22 protein-coding genes are annotated in these 20,671 nt (G+C 61.9%); 15 read left to right on the top strand and 7 right to left on the bottom strand.

Annotated features, from left to right (window positions below; translation table 11 throughout):
- The first annotated feature begins 23 nt into the window (after positions 1 to 23).
- Positions 24 to 479 (top strand): GNAT family N-acetyltransferase, encoded by a 456-nt coding sequence (locus tag BKP54_RS14340; RefSeq protein ID WP_025426310.1) that lies wholly within the window; start codon positions 24 to 26, stop codon positions 477 to 479.
- Between the two features lie 185 nt (positions 480 to 664).
- Here BKP54_RS14340 and BKP54_RS14330 read toward each other — a convergent pair whose 3' ends face one another.
- Together BKP54_RS14330 and BKP54_RS14325 are read right to left on the bottom strand one after the other, a co-directional pair.
- Positions 665 to 1,009, bottom strand: coding sequence for a TraR/DksA C4-type zinc finger protein (locus tag BKP54_RS14330; RefSeq protein WP_025426309.1), 345 nt, complete (start codon positions 1,007 to 1,009; stop codon positions 665 to 667).
- Positions 1,010 to 1,074: 65 nt separating this feature from the next.
- Positions 1,075 to 1,497, bottom strand: a complete 423-nt coding sequence (locus tag BKP54_RS14325) for a universal stress protein (protein ID WP_025426308.1) — start codon at positions 1,495 to 1,497, stop codon at positions 1,075 to 1,077.
- A gap of 307 nt (positions 1,498 to 1,804) precedes the next feature.
- On the opposite strand from BKP54_RS14325, the gene BKP54_RS14320 reads away from it, so the two are divergent.
- Both BKP54_RS14320 and BKP54_RS14315 read left to right on the top strand, forming a co-directional pair.
- Positions 1,805 to 2,692: a VOC family protein gene (locus tag BKP54_RS14320; protein WP_025426307.1), complete on the top strand. Its 888-nt coding sequence runs from the start codon at positions 1,805 to 1,807 to the stop codon at positions 2,690 to 2,692.
- A 308-nt stretch (positions 2,693 to 3,000) separates the two neighbouring features.
- Positions 3,001 to 5,160 carry an inverse autotransporter beta-barrel domain-containing protein gene (locus BKP54_RS14315; RefSeq protein WP_025426306.1) on the top strand — a complete coding sequence of 720 codons (2,160 nt, stop codon included), beginning with the start codon at positions 3,001 to 3,003 and terminating at the stop codon, positions 5,158 to 5,160.
- Between the two features lie 61 nt (positions 5,161 to 5,221).
- Here the strand turns inward: BKP54_RS14315 and BKP54_RS14310 are convergent, their stop codons facing one another.
- Both BKP54_RS14310 and BKP54_RS14305 read right to left on the bottom strand, forming a co-directional pair.
- Complete coding sequence (locus BKP54_RS14310; RefSeq protein WP_225906455.1) at positions 5,222 to 5,983, bottom strand: class I SAM-dependent methyltransferase; 762 nt, start codon at positions 5,981 to 5,983, stop codon at positions 5,222 to 5,224.
- Between the two features lie 195 nt (positions 5,984 to 6,178).
- On the bottom strand, positions 6,179 to 6,451 hold the full coding sequence (locus tag BKP54_RS14305; RefSeq protein ID WP_025426304.1) for a DUF2798 domain-containing protein: 273 nt from the start codon (positions 6,449 to 6,451) through the stop codon (positions 6,179 to 6,181).
- Positions 6,452 to 6,589: 138 nt separating this feature from the next.
- Between BKP54_RS14305 and BKP54_RS14300 the strand changes: the two genes are divergently transcribed.
- Positions 6,590 to 7,522 (top strand): LysR family transcriptional regulator, encoded by a 933-nt coding sequence (locus BKP54_RS14300; RefSeq protein WP_107026877.1) that lies wholly within the window; start codon positions 6,590 to 6,592, stop codon positions 7,520 to 7,522.
- A gap of 27 nt (positions 7,523 to 7,549) precedes the next feature.
- Here the strand turns inward: BKP54_RS14300 and BKP54_RS14295 are convergent, their stop codons facing one another.
- Positions 7,550 to 7,948, bottom strand: a complete 399-nt coding sequence (locus BKP54_RS14295) for a helix-turn-helix domain-containing protein (RefSeq protein WP_025426302.1) — start codon at positions 7,946 to 7,948, stop codon at positions 7,550 to 7,552.
- 135 nt (positions 7,949 to 8,083) lie between these two features.
- Between BKP54_RS14295 and gstA the strand changes: the two genes are divergently transcribed.
- The 5 genes from gstA (at position 8,084) to BKP54_RS14270 (ending at position 12,252) form a co-directional block, all read left to right on the top strand.
- Entirely contained in the window at positions 8,084 to 8,698 is a 615-nt protein-coding gene (gene gstA, locus BKP54_RS14290; RefSeq protein ID WP_025426301.1) for a glutathione transferase GstA, read from the top strand.
- On the top strand, positions 8,695 to 9,090 hold the full coding sequence (locus BKP54_RS14285) for a nuclear transport factor 2 family protein (protein ID WP_025426300.1): 396 nt from the start codon (positions 8,695 to 8,697) through the stop codon (positions 9,088 to 9,090). Before gstA ends, BKP54_RS14285 begins: the two co-directional genes overlap by 4 nt.
- Positions 9,091 to 9,100: 10 nt before the next feature.
- Positions 9,101 to 9,313 (top strand): 4-oxalocrotonate tautomerase family protein, encoded by a 213-nt coding sequence (locus BKP54_RS14280; protein WP_025426299.1) that lies wholly within the window; start codon positions 9,101 to 9,103, stop codon positions 9,311 to 9,313.
- A gap of 183 nt (positions 9,314 to 9,496) precedes the next feature.
- Positions 9,497 to 11,605, top strand: a complete 2,109-nt coding sequence (locus tag BKP54_RS14275) for a S9 family peptidase (RefSeq protein ID WP_025426298.1) — start codon at positions 9,497 to 9,499, stop codon at positions 11,603 to 11,605.
- 119 nt (positions 11,606 to 11,724) lie between these two features.
- On the top strand, positions 11,725 to 12,252 hold the full coding sequence (locus BKP54_RS14270) for a DUF1697 domain-containing protein (protein ID WP_025426297.1): 528 nt from the start codon (positions 11,725 to 11,727) through the stop codon (positions 12,250 to 12,252).
- A gap of 3 nt (positions 12,253 to 12,255) precedes the next feature.
- Here BKP54_RS14270 and BKP54_RS14265 read toward each other — a convergent pair whose 3' ends face one another.
- Complete coding sequence (locus BKP54_RS14265) at positions 12,256 to 12,873, bottom strand: TetR/AcrR family transcriptional regulator (protein WP_025426296.1); 618 nt, start codon at positions 12,871 to 12,873, stop codon at positions 12,256 to 12,258.
- Between the two features lie 241 nt (positions 12,874 to 13,114).
- On the opposite strand from BKP54_RS14265, the gene BKP54_RS14260 reads away from it, so the two are divergent.
- Both BKP54_RS14260 and BKP54_RS14255 read left to right on the top strand, forming a co-directional pair.
- The gene (locus BKP54_RS14260) at positions 13,115 to 14,071 is read left to right on the top strand and encodes a homocysteine S-methyltransferase family protein (RefSeq protein ID WP_025426295.1); all 957 of its coding nucleotides are present in this window, start codon (positions 13,115 to 13,117) and stop codon (positions 14,069 to 14,071) included.
- 161 nt (positions 14,072 to 14,232) lie between these two features.
- Positions 14,233 to 15,738 (top strand): protein adenylyltransferase SelO, encoded by a 1,506-nt coding sequence (locus tag BKP54_RS14255; RefSeq protein WP_025426294.1) that lies wholly within the window; start codon positions 14,233 to 14,235, stop codon positions 15,736 to 15,738.
- On the opposite strand, the gene BKP54_RS14250 is transcribed toward BKP54_RS14255, so the two are convergent.
- Positions 15,674 to 16,315 (bottom strand): TetR/AcrR family transcriptional regulator, encoded by a 642-nt coding sequence (locus BKP54_RS14250; protein ID WP_245317835.1) that lies wholly within the window; start codon positions 16,313 to 16,315, stop codon positions 15,674 to 15,676. The two genes, BKP54_RS14255 and BKP54_RS14250, sit on opposite strands and share 65 nt — an antisense overlap.
- Positions 16,316 to 16,572: 257 nt before the next feature.
- Here BKP54_RS14250 and BKP54_RS14245 point away from each other — a divergent pair, with 257 nt between their 5' ends.
- The 4 genes from BKP54_RS14245 (at position 16,573) to BKP54_RS14230 (ending at position 20,667) form a co-directional block, all read left to right on the top strand.
- Positions 16,573 to 17,133, top strand: a complete 561-nt coding sequence (locus BKP54_RS14245; protein ID WP_025426292.1) for a hypothetical protein — start codon at positions 16,573 to 16,575, stop codon at positions 17,131 to 17,133.
- Positions 17,117 to 17,416, top strand: a complete 300-nt coding sequence (locus BKP54_RS14240) for a hypothetical protein (protein ID WP_025426291.1) — start codon at positions 17,117 to 17,119, stop codon at positions 17,414 to 17,416. The genes BKP54_RS14245 and BKP54_RS14240 overlap by 17 nt, the downstream gene beginning before the upstream one ends.
- 350 nt (positions 17,417 to 17,766) lie before the next feature.
- Positions 17,767 to 20,100 carry a glucose/quinate/shikimate family membrane-bound PQQ-dependent dehydrogenase gene (locus BKP54_RS14235; RefSeq protein WP_025426290.1) on the top strand — a complete coding sequence of 778 codons (2,334 nt, stop codon included), beginning with the start codon at positions 17,767 to 17,769 and terminating at the stop codon, positions 20,098 to 20,100.
- A 105-nt stretch (positions 20,101 to 20,205) separates the two neighbouring features.
- Positions 20,206 to 20,667: a hypothetical protein gene (locus tag BKP54_RS14230; RefSeq protein ID WP_025426289.1), complete on the top strand. Its 462-nt coding sequence runs from the start codon at positions 20,206 to 20,208 to the stop codon at positions 20,665 to 20,667.
- Positions 20,668 to 20,671 lie beyond the last annotated feature (4 nt).

Raw genomic sequence — 20,671 nt, 5'->3', positions numbered from 1 at the left:
AGAACAACGTCCAAAGGAGAGTTTTGCTGCGCACGCCGGAGCCGGGACAGGCAGCAATCCTGACGGCGCTTTGCCTAAGATCAAAGGCCGTCTGGGGCTATGACGAGGCCTTCATGGCCGCCTGCCGCCCGGCCTTGACGGTGACGGCGGACGACTGGATGCAGTCGGATATCCAGATTGCCGTTCAGGATGACGATATCGTCGGCATGGCGCAGGTCCTGTATCACGGAGAGATCGCCGATCTCGACAAGCTGTTCGTCGATCCGGCCGCGCTGGGTGGCGGGATCGGCCGACGCCTGTTCGAATGGAGCGTGGAAACGGCGCTGCGCAAGGGTGCGAAGGTCATGACTGTCGATGCCGACCCGGGCGCAGCCGATTTCTATCGCCGGCTGGGGGCGGTCGATGACGGAGTGGTCGCCTCTGTTATACCAGGACGGTTCTTGCCGAGATTGAAGCTCGACCTGACGAGCGTCAGGTAAGTCCGGATCACCTACTGCATGTTTCGTTAAATCCTATTCGATTTAAGGATAAAAACATGCAGCAATTCAAAGTGTTACAGCGACCTTTGCGCGTCTAGTAAGACGCGCGGCGCTGTAAGACGTAGCAGCGAGGCTGCCTATCGCAAGCAGCCTCTAGGGCAAGTAACAGTCGCCGAAAAACATCGTCACTTCGCGCCGGCGGCGACCTCGGCGGCGCATTCCTGGCAGAGCGGCGCATGGGGCACGGCATTGAGCCGTTCTGCGGAAATCGGTAGGCCGCAACGCACGCAGGTTCCGAAGGTGCCGGCCGCAATACGGTCGAGCGCCGCGTCGATCCCACGGATCTCCTCCTGACCGGCAAGGCCAATGCCCTCCAGCACCTCGTCGTTCTCCCGTTCGGTTACCCGATCCGGCACGTCGGCATTCATCGGCTCATCGAGATCGTGCTCGATCTTCACCAGTCGGCCGTAGAGTTCGCGTTTGCGGCTGCTCAGCCGTTCACGAAAGTCGTCAAGCGCAAGCTTGTCCATGGGAAGACTCCTTGAAGTCGTGGCGCTTCGGGCGCGCCCCGCTCCTGTTCTTGATTGTTGGCGGCTCACCGGTCGACGAGAACGGCGCAGGGGCAATGGCTGACGACCCGGCTGGCGGTCGATCCGATGAAATAGTCAATGAGACCCGGCCGGTGCGAGGCAATGATGACGAGGTCGGCGTTTTCTTCGTGGGCGAGCGCATTGATCGTGCCGGCCGCGCCGCCGGTGCGGATCTCGATGCGTCCATTGATTCCGTGCTTGGCCTTCATCGCTTCCAGCGTCTTCGTCGCATGCTTGCGCGATTCCTCGACCATCTCAAGCGGGAAATCGACGATCATGTAGCCCTGGGCATAGGCGTTCAGATCCTCGACGACATTGAGCAGAACAATCTCGCCCCCTTCATCGATCAGCTTTTCTGCAATGCCGAGCACGGACTCGCCATGCTCCAGCTGATCCATGGCAATAGGGACGATGATCTTCTTGTACATGCTGCACTCCTTTGCGTTGCCTACCCGGATCGCCGGCACCGAAATGCGGGGGCAAATCCCACGCATTCGAGACTGAGCCCAGACGGTTCTTCCGGCATTGATTGAAATCAAATCGAAAGCGCCGCGATCGCATTGCCCTGTGTAATTGAGCTAGGGCGACAACGGCCACTGTCAACGCTCATCGAACACAACATCAAATGACTGACGGTCTTCCGTGAACGCCGACTTCGGCCCATATTCACCGGGCAGTTTCAACGAAACTGAGGCCCGAAAGGGCCACCGGTTTCGCCGCGCAAGGAGACAACAGATGATATCCACCCAGAGCACACCGCCTATCGACATTGCGGCCAATCACGCATTGGCGATGCCGGCGCATGTCGATCATTCGCATCTGGTCGTGGAGGATCTGGCGACAGTGTCGCAGTGGTATCAGCGCATCATGGGTCTTAAGCCGCTTGAGACGAGCGCCAGCGGCGAGACGCTGGGCGTTGGCGCCCGGCCGCTGTTGACGCTGACCACGGCCGGCAATGTCGCCAGGGCGCCACGAAACGCACCTGGTCTCTTTCATACCGCTTTCCTCGTTCCGAACCGTCAGGAACTAGGACGCTGGCTCGCCCATGCCGCCCATAACAATGTCCGCCTGCAGGGCGCGTCCGACCATCTCGTCAGCGAAGCGATCTATCTCGCCGACCCGGAAGGCAACGGCATCGAGGTCTATCGTGATCGGCCGCGGACCGATTGGAACTTCAAGCCGGACGGAACCGTCGGCATGGATACGCTGCCGCTCAACCTGCAGGCGCTCTATGACGAGGCGCCGAAAGACGACTGGAACGGGCTTGCCGACGGTACCGGCATCGGGCACATCCATCTGCAGGTGTCCGATATCCCCGAGGCAGACGCGTTCTTTCGGGACGTGCTGGGGCTCGGGTTGATGGCGCGCTACCCGGGCGCAAGCTTCTTCGGCTCGGGCAAATATCACCACCATGTCGCGGCCAACATCTGGAACTCTCGCGGCGCGCCCAAGCGCGAGAACAATATGACCGGCCTCTCCGACTACACGATCCAGTTCAAGGATCCGGCAGAGCTTGCAAAGGCGGTTGGCAAGCTCGACGAGATGGGCATTCAGGTCGAGCGAAACGGCACTGCTTACAATCTCGTCGATCCCTGGGGGATCGGCCTCAGGCTTGCAGCCTGACGCCGCCTCGCGACCCCTCCTCCACCGCCGCCACGACTGCGCTGCGTCGCTCACTCCGCAACGCGGTCGTATTTCTGCTGGACGACCAGTTCGACCGAGCGGCGGGGCCTTTCTGAGCGGATTCGGCAGCCGAGACGAATTCCCAGATTATCGCCAGGATTGTAAACACGCGGCACTGGCGCGCCCTGCGTCATCACGCCGCTGGAAAGATTTTGGATAATCTATCAATAAACTTGAGTAAAATAGTCTTATAATCTAACCGCACCGCCATGGGCGTCGCCACGCCCAGTGTATGCGGAGTTAATAATATGAAATACAACACTATTTTAGCGTTTGCGCTTGCAGACGCCACGATGCTTTCGTCCCCGGCCCTGGCTGTGGAGTTCAGGCCGCAGGCCGAAATCGAAGGCGGTTTCTTCAGCGGCGGTTCGGCTGTCAGTGGCGGCTTCTTCCTGCCTTTCGTGCTCGACTCCGGCAACGCCATTTTCATCGATACACGCGGAACGATAGAAAACGATAAGGTCCGGCAGGGCTCGATCGGCGCCGGTTACCGCTTCCGCGCCAATGACCAGTGGGTCATCGGCGCCTATGGCTACTACGACTATCTGAAGAGCGAGTACGGCAATTCGTTCAGCCAGGTATCCTTCGGTCTCGAGGCGCTCAGCGGCGACCTCGAAATGCGCAGCAATCTCTATCTGCCGCTTTCCGGCGCCAAGACGCTGAGCGCCTTCAATGCCGCCTATGTTCGCGACCATGTGCTCGTCGTCCAGGAAGGCAAGGAGCGCGGGCGGCGCGGGCTCGACGCCGAAATCGGCCGGCGGCTTCCGGTCTTCGACGAAGGATCAGACGTCCAGCTGAAAGTCTTCGGCGGCAGCTACTGGTACGGCGGCAAGAACCTCGACGACATGTTCGGCGCCAAGCTGCGCGCGGAGCTGACCTTCGCCAACCTGCCCGGGCTTTCCGAGGGATCGACCGTCTCACTCGGCGTTACCGGCACCTACGACAATGAGGACAAGCTCAAGGGTGCCGTCATGGCACGCCTGCGCATCCCATTCGGGGCGACGGCGAAGGCAAGTGATGCCTTCGACCCGATGGTCCAGCGTGTCGAGCGCTCGAGCAAAATCCGCACGCATGCCGGCCCAACCGGCGATGTCGAGGCGGCGCAATTCGTTGCCAACGGCCGCAACCCCGGCAAGGTCGTCAACATCTCCTCGGCGAACGGCGACGCGGCCTCGATCAACGCTCTGATCGGCGCAGCCGGGGCCGATGCGCTCATCCTTGCCGATGGCAATCTCGGTCTCAACCAGTCGCTGACGCTCGGCTCCGGCCAGGCGCTTGTCGGTGGCGGTGGCTCTATTGCGGTGCGCGGCGCAAGGAGAGGAGCAACCGCATCCTTCGTCAACCACGGAGCGGCAACGACCCTCACCGGATACAATCCGGCACAAGACGTCGTCACCATGGCGTCCGGCAGCAGCATCGCGTCGCTGTCCGTGCGCGGCGGTCTCGCCGGCATCGCCGCAGCCGATGCTGGAAACGTCTCGATCGACAATGTCGACATCTCCGCCACCAATCATGACGGCATTCGCTTCACGCGCGTCGACGGCGCGGTGGTTGAGAACAGCCGCATCCATGACCTGTTCATCTGCGAAAACAACACAGCCTGCGAGTTCTCGGTCTACAATCCCAACAAGGCACCCTATGCCGCCGTCAGCGCGATCGGCAGCACAAACGTGACCGTACGCGACACGACGATCGACAAGGTCACCTATGGCGTGTTTGCCGGCGGCGAATTCAAGAAACTCAGCCGCACCGAATACGAGCTAATCACCGGCACGACAGATATCAAGCTCGACAACGTCACCATCAGCAACTCTCGTCGCGAAGGCGTGCTGCTCGTCGCCGGCAAGGACATCCAACTCGACCGCGTGACGATCGACAATTCCAAGCAGGACCGCGACATGGATCTGGTGGTGCTGCAGGGCACGTCGAACGTTGCGATCAACGACATGCGCCTCGCCGGCGGCATCAATGGCCTGATGTTGATCTCCAGCCCGAACCTCGATGCGACGACCACCAATGTCGACGTCAAGGGCCTGAAGATCGACGGCACGCGCAACGCCGGCATCTTCTTCAACCCGGTCTCGGGCATTTCGCTGCAGGACGTCACCGTCACCAATGCCGGCACCTATGGCGCCTATATCTACGGCAGCGACTATGAGTTCCTCGGCGGCGCCGCGAGCAACATCGTTCTCAACAACATGACGGTCGACAAGGCCGGTACGGCGGGCCTCTACTTCTCCGGCCCGGCTGCCGACATAAAGGGCAATGTCAGCGTCACCAACACACCGAAGGATTGCCTGCTCGACACCGGTTGGGCACCCGGCACCATCACGCAGGCTCCCGGCTCGGTGCTGACCGTGAACGGTTCGCCGCTTGACCAGAGCAACGCCGCAAGCCGTTGCCGATAACATTTGCGGCCACGCCCTCCATGTGGGGGCGTGGCTTTCTTTTGCTGGAGAACGCTGTCGGCTACCGCGGCCGGCGGCACTCGAAGGTGACAACCTCGTCGCCATGCTTCGGCGCGCTGCCGAAGTCGTAATTGCCGGAAACGACGAGATCGACGAAGCCGGCAGCACGCAGGGTCAGCGCCATTTCCTCCACGCCCCACCAGCGCATCGTCAAGAATTCGAGCTCGCTCGACGCCAGCTTGCCTTCGCACCAGAGTTCGTAGCGCAGATGCGACACGGTCGTCTGGGCGATCAGGTCGGCCTTGACCCGTTGGCTGGTCAGCGTCAGCAGGTCGCCCGCCTCGGTCTGCCAATTGCGGATGCTCGGCTGGGTGTCGGCGAAAAGATCATGCGGATACAGGTCGAAGATCAGGCGACCGCCCGGCCGAAGATGGTCTAGGAAACGTTTGACGGTCGCAATCGCCGTGGCATGGTCGGCGATCAGCTGCAGCGATCCGGCGGGAATGACGATCGCCTCGAAGCGCTCCTCATGGGCAAAGGCCTCGAAAGTCTGCTGCGATAGCGCCGGTGTCAGCGAGCGTTCCTTGCAATGCGCCCGGCAATAGCCGAGCATTTCTGGCGACGCGTCGAAGCCTCTGACGTCAAGGCCGGCTTCAAGCAGCGGAATCAGCGCGCGACCGTTGCCGACAGCCGGTTCCAGTATCGGGCCGGAACACTCGTTCAAACGCTCGAGATAATACTCGACGTCGCCGAAGGACTTTCCAATATATTTGTCTAAATTATAAACATGAGAGGCAAGCTTGCCGTAAGAATTGTTCAACATGCATTCGTCCAAACTGCTGAAGAAAGTGAAACGCCTATCCTATACAGCAGCATGCTCCGATGCGGTGTCGTTCAATTGTCACGCCGATCGCTTTTGTGATGCGACGAGCTTCGCGCATGGCACCATCGGCTGCGGCAAGCCGACGACAGTTCTGACTTGACAGCCGCCCCGGAAATCCGGGACGGACCCGCACGCTCAGCCAGGCATGCGGCAGACGGCACCGACGAGTTTTAGCACGAAGGGGCGGACTGTCAGCACGCAAAGGAAAGCGACCGGCATCGCCAGCGCATAGGTGCTGAGCACACGGCCGGGGTAGCCGGCATCGATACCGGTGTTTACGCCGACGATGACGCAGCACATCAGAAACGCCATGATCGCCGACATGAAGAAGGCAAAGGTAATCGGCACCGCCCGCGGTGGCAGCTTGCGGCTGCGCGCGATCCGCGGCGGTGGCATCGTATCTTCCATGGTGAGGATCTCCATAGCTTGCCCGCACGGACCATCCCAGCGGCATGGCCGGCACTATACGGATGACGTCGCGCGGAGGTAGGCCATTGCAGCCTTGCTCAGAGTTAGGCAAAACCATCGAATGGGAATACACAGTCGATGGATGTCATTATGGATACGTTGCGCGGCATCGAGAGTTTCGTTCGAAGCGTGGAGGAAGGCAGTATCGCCGCGGCGGCGCGCAAACTCGGCATCACGCCGGCCTCGGCAAGCCAGAATATCGCCCGACTGGAGCGGGCGCTCGGCGCCAGACTGCTTAGCCGCACGACCCGGCAATTGGGCCTCACGGAAAGCGGCCGGGTCTATTTCGACCGGGTGCGCAGCGTTGTCCATGATCTCGAACTCGCAGCCGTTGCAGTCGCATCGCTGAGCCAGGAGCCGCGGGGATCGCTGAAGATCGCGTCCTCGGTCGCCTTCGGCCGTCATGTGGTGGCGCCTCTCGTGCCATCCTTTGCCGCACGCCATCCGGAGGTCTCGATCGAACTCGTCGTCACCGATCGGGAGATCGACCACATCGGCGAGGGCATCGATATCAGCGTGCGCTTCGGCCTGCAGCTGGAGCCTGGGCTGATTGCGCGCAAGCTTGCCTCGGTGCCGATGGTCATCTGTGCCTCCCCGTCCTACATCGAGCGGCGCGGCCGGCCCGAGCACCCGGAAGACCTGATCCATCATCATTGCCTCGTCTACCGCTATGCCGGGCACGGGCGAATCTTTCGCTGGGGTTTCGTGCGGGATGGACTGCGTTTTGAGCCGGAACTGAAGGCAACGATCGTTAGCAACGATATCGACACACTTGCCGAAATGGCGATCGCCGGCGCCGGCATCACGCGGCTCGGTGCCTTCATCGCAACGGACCTGATTGCGCGCGGCCTGCTTGTGCCGCTGTTCGGCGGCGCACCGCGCGAAGGCATTGCCAACACCGACCACGAGCCCTTCGACTTCTATGCCTGCTTCGTCGATCGCCAGGCGGAAACGCCGAAGGTTCGCGCCTTCATTGAGCATGCGGCGCAGTCCCTCAAAGGTCGGTGGTAGCCGTCACGATCGCGCAACATCCCGCCGTCAGGCGAGCTCTACCTGGGCGACATTCTGCGCGGCTTCCTTTGCAAGCTTTGCCTCGCGGCGAAGCTTGAGCTTGTAACCGACTTCGACGATCGCATGGATCGCCGGGACGAATTCCTGACCGAGATCGCTCAGCCTGTATTCGACCGAAGGTGGCGATGTCGGCATGATCCGCCGTTCGATCGCACCCTTTTCCTCCATATCCTTCAGGCGCGTGCTCAGCACCTTCGCCGAAATGCCGGGAATATCGATCTTGAGTTCGCTGAAGCGGCGTGGACCGCCGCTCAGATACCAGATGATGTTGGGCGCCCAGGCGCCGCCAAGCATGACCATGCACTCCCCGACCGGGCAGGTCGGCGGCAATGCCGCAGCTCTATTCTTTCGAATTTTCAAGCTCATGGGCAAAATTCTCCAGTTACCGTGGGGAAACCGCAAACGTCGGTAACATAAAGTAATCTCATATACAAAAGTTATCGCTTCGGTTTAGGTTCCGCCGTCTTCGACAGAGACCATCATTGCAAAAGGAACATGGCCATGAAGCTTTATTACGCCCCCGGCGCCTGCTCGCTCTCGCCCCATATCAGCCTGCGCGAAGCGGGCGTCGAGTTCGAGATCGTCAAGGTCGATACCGCGACGCACCTCACCGAAAGCGGCGCCGATTTCAAGGCGGTCAACCCCAAGGGCTATGTGCCGGCACTGGTGCTCGAAACCGGCGACGTCGTCACCGAAGGTGCGGCCGTCGTGCAGTACATTGCCGATCGCTTTCCGAAGGCCGGGCTTGCCCCTGCCAACGGCACGCTGGAACGCACCCGCCTGCAGGAGCAGCTGAACTTCATCGCCTCCGAACTGCACAAGGCGTTCTCGCCGCTGTTCAGCAAGACGGCAAGCGTCGATGCCAAGGAGACGGCCGCGGCGCAGGTTTCCAAACGGCTCGGCAACGTCGAAACCCTGCTTTCCGATGGTCGCGCCCATCTGCTCGGCGAAGCCTTCTCCGTTGCCGACGCCTATCTCTTCACCGTCGTCAATTGGACCAGCGTCACCGGAATTTCGCTTAGCCCGTGGCCGCACCTGACGGCCTACATGCAGCGTGTTCGCGAGCGCCCGGCAGTGCAGGCAGCCATGAAGGCCGAAGGGCTGATCGCGGCATGAGCGGCACCCACAACGATCCGCACTTTGCGGCCGTCATCGATGTGCTCGGGCGCTACTTCGACGGGCTCTACCACAGCGACACGGCGATCCTGCGCGAGGTTTTTCACCCGAAAGCCCACTACGCCACCGCGACTGGGGGAGAACTGCTCGAACTCGACATGAACAGGTATTTCCCGATCGTCGACAAACGTCCCTCGCCGGCAAGCCGTGGCGAGGTGCGCGCAGACAGGATCGTCTCGATCGAATTTGCCGGCCCGGTGACGGCCTTCGCCAAGGTACAATGCGCAATCGGCGAGAAGGCGTTCACCGACTTCCTGTCGCTGATCTTCGTTGACGGACGCTGGCAGATCATCGCCAAGGTCTTTCACTACGACATCCGACAACCAGGCTAAGGAGCCAGCAATGCCCTATGTAAACATCAAGATCACCCGCGAAGGCGCGACCAGCGAACAGAAGGCGGCGCTCATCAAGGGCGTCACCGACCTGCTCGTCACGGTGCTCGACAAGAACCCGGCCACCACCTTCGTCGTCATCGACGAGGTGGCATTCGAAGACTGGGGCGTCGGTGGCCTGCCGGTGGAGGAATATCGAAAGCAACTGAAAGCAAAGAGCTAGTCGTTCCTCACTGCCTTGGGTCTGCCCAGCGAACGATCGAACGCTTGCCCGGTCGCGTTCCACTGCCTTCTCCCCACCGATGGGGAGAAGGAACCATCGACCGGCGAAGTCCTTTCCGCTTGATCGTCGCAGCCGGGCTCTCTATCTCATTGTCTCCCGCCGCATAAATCCCGGAGACACGCCTTGTCCGTTTTCAAGAACCTGCCCGAAGCTCCCGTCGCCGCGAAAAAGCCGGTGACCGATACGCGCCACGGCATCACCCGCACCGACGACTACGCTTGGCTGCGGGACGACAACTGGCAGGCAATGTTCAAGGATCCCTCGATCCTCAACCCTGACATCCGCAAGCATCTGGAGGCCGAAAACGCCTACATGAACGCGGCGATGGACGACACCAAGGCGCTGCAGAAGACGCTGTTTGCCGAGATGCGCGGCCGCATCAAGGAAGACGACAGTTCGATACCGGTGAAAGATGGCCCCTTTGCCTATGGCAGCCTCTACGTAACCGGCGGCGAGCAGCCGCGTTACTTCCGCATCCCGCGCGACGCCGACAATAAGGACGAGACCATCCGGCAGGTGCTGCTTGACGGCGACAAGGAAGCCGAAGGCAAGTCCTATTTCCGCCTTGCGGGCCTCGACCACTCGACCGACCACAGCCGCGGCCTTTGGGGGTACGACGACAAGGGATCGGAATATTTCACGCTGAAGGTGCGCGACCTTTCGACCGGCGAGGATCTTGCCGACGTGATCGAGAACACCGGCGGCGGCGGCGCCTGGGCGCCTGATGGCAAGAGCTTCTTCTACACCGTGCTTGACGACAACCACCGTCCGTCGAAGATCTTCCACCACGTGCTCGGTACGCCCCAGGCGGACGATCGGCTGGTCTATGAAGAAAAGGACCCAGGTTTCTTCATGTCGGTCGGCGGATCGCTCCTCGACGACTTCATCTACATCGACATCAACGACCACGAGACCAGCGAGTATCGCCTGCTTTCGACCAAGGATCTCACGGCCGAGCCGAAGCTGGTCGCCGGTCGCGTCATCGGTCTCGAATATGCCATGACCGAAGGCGGCGACGTCTTCTACATCCTCACCAATGCCGACGGCGCCAAGGATTTCAAGATCATGGAAGCGCCGGTGGAAGCACCGGGCAAGGAGAACTGGCGCGAGGTCGTGGCCCATAGGCCGGGTACGCTGATCCTCAGCCACATGGCCTATGCCCGCCACCTCGTCTGGCTGCAGCGCCGCGACGGTCTGCCGGAAATCGTCATCCGCGACCGCAAGACCGGCGAAGAGCACGCGATCGCCTTTGCCGAGGAAGCCTATTCGCTTGGGCTCTCCGGCGCTGCCGAATACGACACCGACGTCATCCGCTTTTCCTATTCGTCGATGACGACGCCGTCGCAGCTCTTCGACTATGACATGGCGACGCGTAAGCGCACGCTGCTCAAGACACAGGAAGTACCATCAGGGCACAATCCCGACGACTATGTCACCCGCCGCGTCTTCGCGCCGTCCTGGGATGGAACGAAGGTGCCGGTGACGTTGCTTTATCGTAAGGATACGCCGCTCGACGGTTCGGCACCGTGCCTGCTCTATGGCTACGGCGCTTATGGCATCACCATTCCTGCCGGCTTCAATACCAACTGCCTGTCGCTCGCCGACCGTGGCTTCGTCTATGCCATCGCCCATATCCGCGGCGGCAAGGACCGGGGCTTCTCCTGGTATGAGGACGGCAAGATGGCCAAGAAGACCAACACCTTCAAGGACTTCATCGCCGCCGCTGACTATCTGAATCAGGAGAAGTTCACGTCCTACGCGAACATCGTCGCCGAAGGCGGATCGGCCGGCGGCATGCTGATGGGCGCCATCGCCAACATGGCTCCGGAAAAATTCACCGGCATCATCGCCGCGGTGCCCTTCGTCGACGTGCTCAACACCATGCTCGACGACACCCTGCCGCTGACCCCGCCGGAATGGCCGGAATGGGGCAATCCGATCGACAGCCCTGAGTTCTACGACATCATCGCCGGCTATTCGCCCTACGACAATGTCGGGGCAAAACCCTACCCTGCAATCCTTGCGCTCGGCGGCTTGACCGACCCGCGCGTGACCTATTGGGAACCGGCGAAATGGGTCGCCCGCCTGCGCGAAAAGACCACGGGCGTTGAGCCGATCCTGATGAAGACCAACATGGACGCCGGCCACGGCGGCGCCTCCGGCCGCTTCCAGCGACTTGAAGAGATCGCCTTCGAGTATGCCTTCGCCATCAAGGTCGCCGGCAGAATGTAAAACCTACAGCGCCGTGCGTCGTTTCAGACGCACAAAAGTCGCTGTCGCACTTTGAATGGTTGCATGTTTTAGCCTTAGGTCGGATACGATCTAAGGAAACATGCAAGAGGAGACGCACCATGCCCGTTCACGTCGCCCTCCTTCGTGCCATCAATGTCGGCGGGGCCGGCATGCTGGCGATGGCCGACCTCAGAGCGATCTGCGAGGGGCTCGGCTTTAACGACGTGAAGACCTATATCCAGAGCGGCAACGTGCTGTTCCGCTCCGATTTGCCGGCGCCGGAGGCGGCGGCAAAACTCGATGCTGCGCTTGGCGAGAAGCTCGGCAAGGCGCCCGGCGTGATGATCCAGAACGCCAGGCAGCTGCAGACGGTTGCCGAGAACGCCCCCTTCCCCGACGCCAAGACCAATCTGCTGCATGTGGTCTTCCTGCCGAATGCGGCGCCGGCGGACGCGCTCGACAGGCTTGTCGCGCCCGACGGTGAGGAAGTGCAGGTCGCCGGGCACGAAATCTATGTGCACTATCCTGGTGGATCCGGGCGATCGAAGCTGAAGCTGCCGGCGTTGAAGCCGGGCACCGCGCGCAACCTCAATACGGTGCGCAAGCTCGCCGAAATGGCGCAGACCATGGAAGACGACAAAGACTGATGCTCACGGGGCTGCCGGCTGGAACAGCAGCCGGACAAAGGTGCGGAAGACCAGCAGCTGGGCGGGCAGGTTCTTAGGCTCCTTCAGCGCCTTCGACAGGATGATGCCACCCTCGATCACCGTTGAGACCATGTCGGCAAGCTGGTCGACATCCAGCGGCTCACGTGGCCGGTAGACCTGCATGATATCGCGGAACATCGCTCCGAAACGGCGGCGCCACATCAGCGCCGCTTGCCGATTGATCTCCTGTATGTCGCGGTCGAAGGCACGCTCGTGGCTACAGATCACCGCAACCAGGCAGCCGGGGTGACCGTTCGGAAGATCGGAGAGCAGTTCCGACAACAGCTTGAGGCCAAGCAGAAACGCCTGGAGCGGATCGTCCGCAAGCTCGCGCGCCCGGCTGAAGATCTCGTCATAGATCCGCTCGTCGTTTTCAACGTAGCGTTCGAGCAGCGCCTTCGCCAGCTCGTTCTTGTCGCGAAAATGGTAGAAGAAACCGCTCTTGGTGATACCGGTCTCGGCGATCAACTCATCGATCGAGGTCCCGCCAAATCCCTTCGCCAGCACCGAGACTTCGGCGGCGTCGAGAATCTTGGCGCGCGTTTCCTCACCCTTTCGCATTAGCCGTTTCCCTACCTTCGGTACAGTTTCCACCAATGACATGGCGACCAGCGAGCAATGCCGCGGCAAATCGCAACCAGCAAGCCTATGATTTCACTGAGATATTTACGTATATTAGCAATAGTATACCTTAAGTCGCCTAGTTTAGAAGACGATAAAAAGGCAGAAATTTAACCATCCTTGCGGGAATGGGAGCGCTCCGCCGGGATCCAACGCTAGCAAAAAACGGGTGGAGACCGACATGGCCAAATACCGACGCAGCCTGCCGCTCATGAAAGGTGCAACCTTTCTCAGCGACGGCGGCATGGAAACGACGCTGATCTTTCACGAAGGCGTCGAGCTCCCGCACTTTGCCTCCTTCGTCCTGCTGTCGACGTCCGAAGGACGACGGCGGCTGCTAAACTACTACACGCGCTATCTCGACATCGCACAACACCACGGCACTGGCTTCGTGCTCGACTCTGCGACCTGGCGTGCGAGCGCCGACTGGGGCGCCAAGCTTGGCTATGATGCCAGGGCGCTCGCCGAACTGAACCAGGATGCCGTCTATTTGCTGACGGAACTGCGCGCCGAGTACGAGCGGCCGCGGGCCCCGATCGTGCTCAGCGGTGCGATCGGCCCGCGTGGCGACGGCTACAGGGCTGGTCGCATGAGCCCTGACGAGGCCGAGGATTATCATGCCGCACAGGTCGCTGCCTTCGCCGTCAGCGACGCCGACATGATTTGCGCCTATACGATCACCAATATCGACGAGGCAATCGGCATCGCCCGCTCGGCGCAGAGCCACGGCATGCCCTGCGCCATCTCGTTTACGGTGGAGACAGACGGGCGGCTGCCGAACGGCCGCGCGCTCAAGGATGCGATCGAGACCGTCGATGCGGCGACCGGCCGGTTTCCGCAATACTACATGATCAATTGCGCCCATCCCGACCACTTCGACGCGAGTCTCGATGCCGGTAGCGCCTGGGTCCACAGGATCGGCGGCATCCGCGCCAATGCCTCGACGAAAAGCCACAGCGAGCTCGACGAAAGCGAGACGCTCGATCCCGGCGATCCGACGGCGCTCGGCCAGCAGTATCGGATGCTGACCGATCGTTTGCCGCGACTGCGCGTTCTCGGTGGCTGCTGCGGCACCGACCACCGCCATATCGCGGCGATTTGCGAGGCCTGCCTATCGCCGACGGCGCTTAGCGCCTGAAACGAAGACGGTACTCGCCCTCCCGGCCCTCCCGCGAACGACCTCTCGCGGGAGGGCGCCGCCTCGTCTGTCAACCCTCGCGAAACGGGGACAGCTCGTGTAGACTTGGCGCGAAAGGGCGGTGGCCGGAAGTCCCGGCAGAAACCGCTGACCGCAGAACCATGAACTACGCGCCTCCTTCGCCGACCGCCGAAACCGACGTCTTTCGCTTCGACAACAGTTTTGCGCGGTTGCCGCAGCAGTTCTTCGCCCGTGTCGACCCGACACCGGTTGCCGAACCCTGGCTGATCAAGCTCAACCGGCCGCTTGCCGAAGAACTCGGCCTCGACGTCGACAGTCTCGGGCGCGACGGCGGGCAGATCTTTTCCGGCAACAGCGTGCCTGCCGGTGCCGCGCCGCTCGCCATGGCCTATGCCGGCCACCAGTTCGGCACCTTCGTGCCGCAGCTCGGCGATGGCCGCGCGATCCTTCTTGGCGAGGTCATCGATCGGAACGGGCAGAGGCGTGACATCCAGCTGAAGGGACCGGGACAGACCCCGTTCTCGCGACGCGGCGACGGGCGGGCAGCGCTTGGCCCGGTGCTGCGTGAATACATCGTCAGCGAAGCCATGTTCGCGCTCGGCATCCCGACGACGCGAGCGCTTGCCGCCGTGGTAACCGGCCAACCTGTTTATCGCGAGCAGATCCTGCCGGGTGCCGTCTTTACCCGTGTTGCGGCAAGTCACATCCGCGTCGGCACCTTCCAGTTTTTTGCGGCGCGCGGCGACATGGCTTCGGTCCAGGCCCTGGCCGACTATGCGATCGACCGCCACTACCCGGAGGTACGGGATGACGAGCGCCCCTATCTCGCCTTCTTCAAGGCGGTGGTCGCGCGGCAGGCGGTATTGATTGCCCGCTGGCTGCATGTCGGCTTCATCCATGGCGTCATGAACACCGACAACATGACGATCTCGGGTGAGACCATCGACTTCGGCCCCTGCGCCTTCATGGATGCCTACGATCCGAAGAAGGTGTTCTCCTCGATCGATCAGTTCGGACGCTACGCCTATGCGAGCCAGCCGGCGATCGGCCAATGGAACCTGACGAGGCTTGCCGAGACGCTGGTGCCGCTCTTTGATCCGGTGGCGGCGACCGCGGTCGATCTCGCGAACGATGCGCTCGGCGAATATGGCGCGATCTTCCAGCGGCATTGGCTCGACGGCATGCGCCGCAAGATCGGGCTTGTCGGCGAGGAGGAAGGCGACCTTGATCTCGTCCAGGCGCTGCTGACGGCGATGCATCACGGTGAAGCCGACTTCATCCTCACCTTCCGCCGGCTTTGCGACTGTGCGGCCGATCCAGCGGCGGACGCTGCCCTGATATCCCTGTTCACCGACCCTGCCAGGATTGCCTCATGGCTTGCCGATTGGCGACAGCGCCTGGAGCGAGAGCCCGGCGCAGCAGGCGAGCGCACCGTGGCAATGAGGGCGGTCAACCCGGCCTATATTCCGCGCAACCACCGTATCGAACAGGCGATTGCAGCAGCGACGGAAGATGCCGACTTCTCGCTGTTCGAAGCGCTCGTCGACGTGACGTCCAAGCCCTACGAAGACCAGCCGCGTTTTACCGCCTATGCCGATCCGCCGCAGCCGGAAGAGGAAGTGCGGCAAACCTTCTGCGGCACGTGAGGTAAATCGACGGCAGCATAGTGCGCGCGCCCGGTAGTCGTGGCCTATGGCTTTCGGCCATAGGCCGACAGGAATATCCGCACGCTTTCCCTTGCGTGGGCGCGAAGAGCACCGGCATCGGGAATCGCCCGATCGCCGAGCAGCATGGCATCGTTGACGGCTCGCCCATCACCAGCCAGTTGAAGAAGGACGCAGCGGCGCGCAGGTCCTGCGCCTCGACATCGCCGGCCTCGCGGTAATGAGCAAGGGCCTTTCTGAGCCTGTCGATCGAACGACGCGGCCCCTTCGCATGCAGTCTTTTGCCCAATTCCGGAAAGCGTTCCGCCTCGCCAATCACCAGGCGCCGCAGTTGCATCAGCCGCGGCGTCATGACGATCGCCAGCTGCTGCTCGGCGAAATCGAGCAGAAAATCCTCGATCGGGCGCCCATCTATGGGATCGGCGACCTGCTCCTCCAGCTCATCACCGGCCACGCCCGTCATGCCGGTGACAATATCGAGGAAGAGCGCCTCCTTGGTTCCGAAGTGGGCATAAACGGTCTGTTTCGACACGACGGCCATCGCCGCCACCTCGTCCATGTTGGTCGCGAGGAACCCGCGCTGCAGAAACAGCTCAGTGGCGGCAGTCAGGATGGACTGGCGCTTTCTCGTCATTCGCGTCTCGACGGGATTCGTCATTCTCAACCACGACCTCTCAGATGAGCACGCGATAGCACAAGTTCCTGACTACAGCGCCGCGCGTCTTATTAGGCGCGCAAAGGTCGCAGTAGCACGACCGCATTGACAAATCAAACTGGACGGTACAGTTTGATTTCTTATGAAGGCGGAGACGGCGGGTGAGCAAGAGCGAAAACCGGACCTTGAATGCGCAATGCAACTGCGGGCGGGTGCAGATGCACGCCGTCGGCAGGCCGATCGTGGCGACCGCCTGCTATTGCGCGAGCTGCCGGAAGGCAGGCGCACTGCTCGAGGCAATACCCGGCGCCGCACCAGTACTCAACAGCGATGGGTCCACGGACTTCGTGCTCTTCCGCAAGGATCGGATAGACTGCGTGCGTGGGGCCGATCAGCTTCGCGAGCACCGGCTGACGCCGACGTCGAAGACCCGCCGTGTCGTCGCCACCTGCTGCAATGCGCCGATGTTTCTCGAGTTTACCAGCGGCCATTGGCTGACGCTCTACCGGCATCGTCTCGACAAGGACGCCCGCCCACCCCTGCAGATGCGGGTAATGACGCGGGACCGCCGGGCAGATGTCAGCGTCAAGAACGACCTGCCGAGCTACGCCGGTCATTCCGGAAAATCCATGCTGAAGCTGATCGGCGCCTGGGCGGCAATGGCTTTCCGGTCCCCGAAGATCGACTATGTCAAGGGAGAGCTTGATGGCCATGGAACGTGAAAAGGTCGAGATCCAGAACATCGTTTCCCCAGGACACGTCACACGTGTCGACAAGGTGAAGTACGATGCAATGAAGGATGCGCTTCTCACCGCCCTATCGCGTGAGCAGTCCGCCCTCACGATCGCGGAAGCCAAGCAGAAGCTGCTGCCATTGCTGCCGGACGATCTTTTTCCAGGCGGCGCGAAGGCCGGTTGGTGGCTGAAGGCCGTCCAGCTCGATCTCGAGGCCAAGGGCGTGCTGCGTCGGGAAAACACCAAACCGCTGCGCCTTCGGCTCGCTTAGTCAGCCGAGACCGCGCGGTGAGCGCGCGACAGTGATCGTCTGCCGCGTGACGACGGCTGCCCCCTCACATCAAAGCAGCAAAGCGTCACTCGATCCCTCGGCGCGCAACTTCATTGCGGGCACCCTAATTTTTTGCGCTGCGAAATTATGGCTATTGAAAGGCAGGACCGGCGCGTTAGGTGCTAGGGGGCGGGCAGTCGCGTGACTTGCCCAAGCCCGATCTGACGGCCGCGGCCTCCTTCGCGACCGCCGACCCCGAAACCGATTTTTTCCCGCGCGGCCGCTCATTCGCGCCGCCTCAATGAAAAAGCCGTGCCACGGCGCCGTTCTTCAATTCGGGAGTTCCCACCATGCTCATTCTGGCGGCCATCGTCTTCGCCCTCATTGGCCTTGCGCTCGGCGGCGGCGGAGCCAAGCTCCTGATGCTTGGCGGCAGTCCCTATTATCTCATCGCCGGCATCGGCTTCCTGCTGACGGCCATCCTTCTCTTCATGCGCAAGGCCGCCGCCATCTGGCTTTATACGCTCGTCATCCTTGGCTCGCTCACCTGGGCCGTCTGGGAAGTCGGTTTCGACTGGTGGCAACTGGGCCCTCGTGGCGGCATCATCGTGCTGCTCGGCCTGTGGCTGATGCTACCGGCGGTCCGGCGTCCGCTCGGATTTGAGAGCCCGACAGGAGAACGGTATGCCGCCAGTGCCTGGCCGCTGGCGCTTGCCGTGCTCGTGTCGATCGGCATTGCCGGCTACTCGATGACCCAGGATCCGCACGACATCCGCGGCGATCTGCCGAGCGACGTGGTCGCCGCCAATCCGCCTCTCGGCGGCAACGTACCATCAGGAGAATGGCATCAATACGGGCGCACGCCATTCGGTCAGCGTTATGCGCCGCTCGATCAGATCACGCCCGAAAATGTCGCCAATCTCAAGGTCGCCTGGCAATATCAGACGGGCGACATCAAACGCCCCGAAGACGTGGGCGAGACCACCTATCAGGTGACGCCGATCAAGGTGAAGGACACGCTCTTTGCCTGCACGCCGCACAACTGGGCGATCGCGCTTGACGCGGCGACCGGCGAAGAGAAGTGGAAATATGACAGCAACTCCGGCATGAACCCTGACCGGCAGCACCAGACCTGCCGCGGCGTCACCTATTGGGCCGACCCGGCGGCAACCGCCGGCAGCGTCTGCGCCGAGCGGGTCTATCTGCCGACATCCGATGCCCGCCTGATCGCGCTCGATGCGGCAACCGGCGCCGTCTGCACCGGCTTTGCCGACAACGGTGTGCTGCACCTCGAAAAGGGCATGAAATACAATCCGGCCGGTTATTACTACTCGACCTCGCCGCCGGTTGCGGTTGCCGGAAAGCTGATCATTGGCGGCGCCGTCAACGACAACTATTCCACCCAGGAGCAATCCGGCGTCATCCGCGCCTTCGACATCAACACCGGCGCGCTCATTTGGAACTGGGACAGCGGCAATCCCGATGTAGCGACGCCGCTTGCCGAGGGCCAGACCTACAGCACCAACTCGCCCAACAGCTGGTCGGTATTCAGCTACGACGAGGGCCTTGGCCTCGTCTATATTCCCATGGGCAACCAGGTGCCGGACCAGCTCGGCATGGGGCGCAGCGAGCACGTGGAGAAATATTCCTCCTCCATCGTCGCGCTCGATATCAACTCCGGTGCTGTGCGTTGGGTGCAACAGACGGTGCACCACGACCTCTGGGACATGGACGTGCCCGCACAACCGGCACTGCTCGACGTCACCAAGGAGGATGGCACGGTCGTGCCGGCACTCGTCGGTCCGACGAAGCAGGGCGACATCTATGTGCTCGATCGACGGAGCGGCGAGCCGATCATCCCGATTGCGGAAGTCGCGGCACCCAAGGGCGCAATCCCGGAAGATTTTACCGCACCGACCCAGCCGGTCTCCGGCCTGACCTTCATGCCCGCCCCGCTGCAAGAGCGGAACATGTGGGGCGTGACGATGTTCGATCAGCTCGCCTGCCGCATATCGTTCCGCTCGTTGAAATACGAGGGTCGCTATACGCCGCCGTCGCTTGAGGGAACGCTCGTCTATCCCGGCAACTTCGGCACGTTCAACTGGGGCTCGGTCGCGGTCGACCCGGAGCGACAGGTGATGTTCGGCATGCCGACCTACCTCGCCTTCACCTCTCGTCTCGTTCCGCGCGATCAGATCCCGCCGAAGGGCCAGGACGAAAAGGGATCCGAGCAAGGCCTCAACCGCAACGACGGCGCGCCCTATGGCGTCTTCATGGGCCCGTTCCTCGGCCCGCTAAAAATCCCCTGCCAGGCGCCGCCATGGGGCTATGTTGCCGGTGCCGACCTCAGGACCGGCAAGATCGCCTACAAACACAAGAACGGCACCGTCGAGGACATGACGCCTTTGCCGCTGCCCTTCAAAGTCGGCGTTCCCGGCATCGGCGGACCGATGATCACCAAGGGCGGCGTCGCCTTCCTTGGGGCGGCAGTCGACGATTATCTGCGCGCCTATGACGTGACGACCGGCGAACAGCTCTGGGAGGCGCGCCTTCCGGCCGGCGGCCAGTCGACGCCGATGAGCTACACGGTCGGCGACAAGCAATATGTGGTGATCGTCGCCGGCGGCCACGGCTCGGTCGGCACAAAGCCCGGAGACTACGTCATCGCCTATACCCTACCCTAAAACGCGAAAAGGCATCCCTAATTCTCGCTAATGGGTTGCATCGGCAAGCCCCGCGCAAGCCACCAGAAGCAGCCTCCCCCGGACAGCAGATTCCGGGGGCTTCCCATGAAGATCGATAGCAGCATCTCCAACTATTATTTCTCGCAGCGCCGTGCCCAATCGGGAACGGTCATGCCGCTCGAAGAAACTGGCGGCGGTGACACGCGCCCGCGGCTCTCGCCGACCATTGCGCCGGCATCCACGTCGGCCTCGCTATCGAACGCCTTCTGGATCAGCGCATCCCGGGAAGAAGAGGCCAAGCCTTCGATCGGAAGCGGCGAACAGACCGCCTCCGGCGATTCAGTCAGCGACGAATTCCTGAAACGCGCCAAGATGAGCCTGGCGGAACAGATCCGTGCACAGATCCTGGAAGCGCATGGCATCACCGAAGACGAGCTGAAGGCGATGGATCCGGAGCAGCGCGAAGCGATCGAGGAGGAAATCCGCAAGGCGGTCGAACGCGCGATGGGCATCGACCAGCAGCGCGACGATACCGCATCCGATATCGCCGACGGAAGCGCCGCATGAATCG

Origin of the sequence: Ensifer sp. 1H6 (assembly GCF_001976035.1) — a bacterium.
Taxonomy (GTDB): Bacteria; Pseudomonadota; Alphaproteobacteria; order Rhizobiales; family Rhizobiaceae; genus Ensifer; species Ensifer canadensis.
This window is presented reverse-complemented; position numbering and strand designations above follow the sequence as displayed.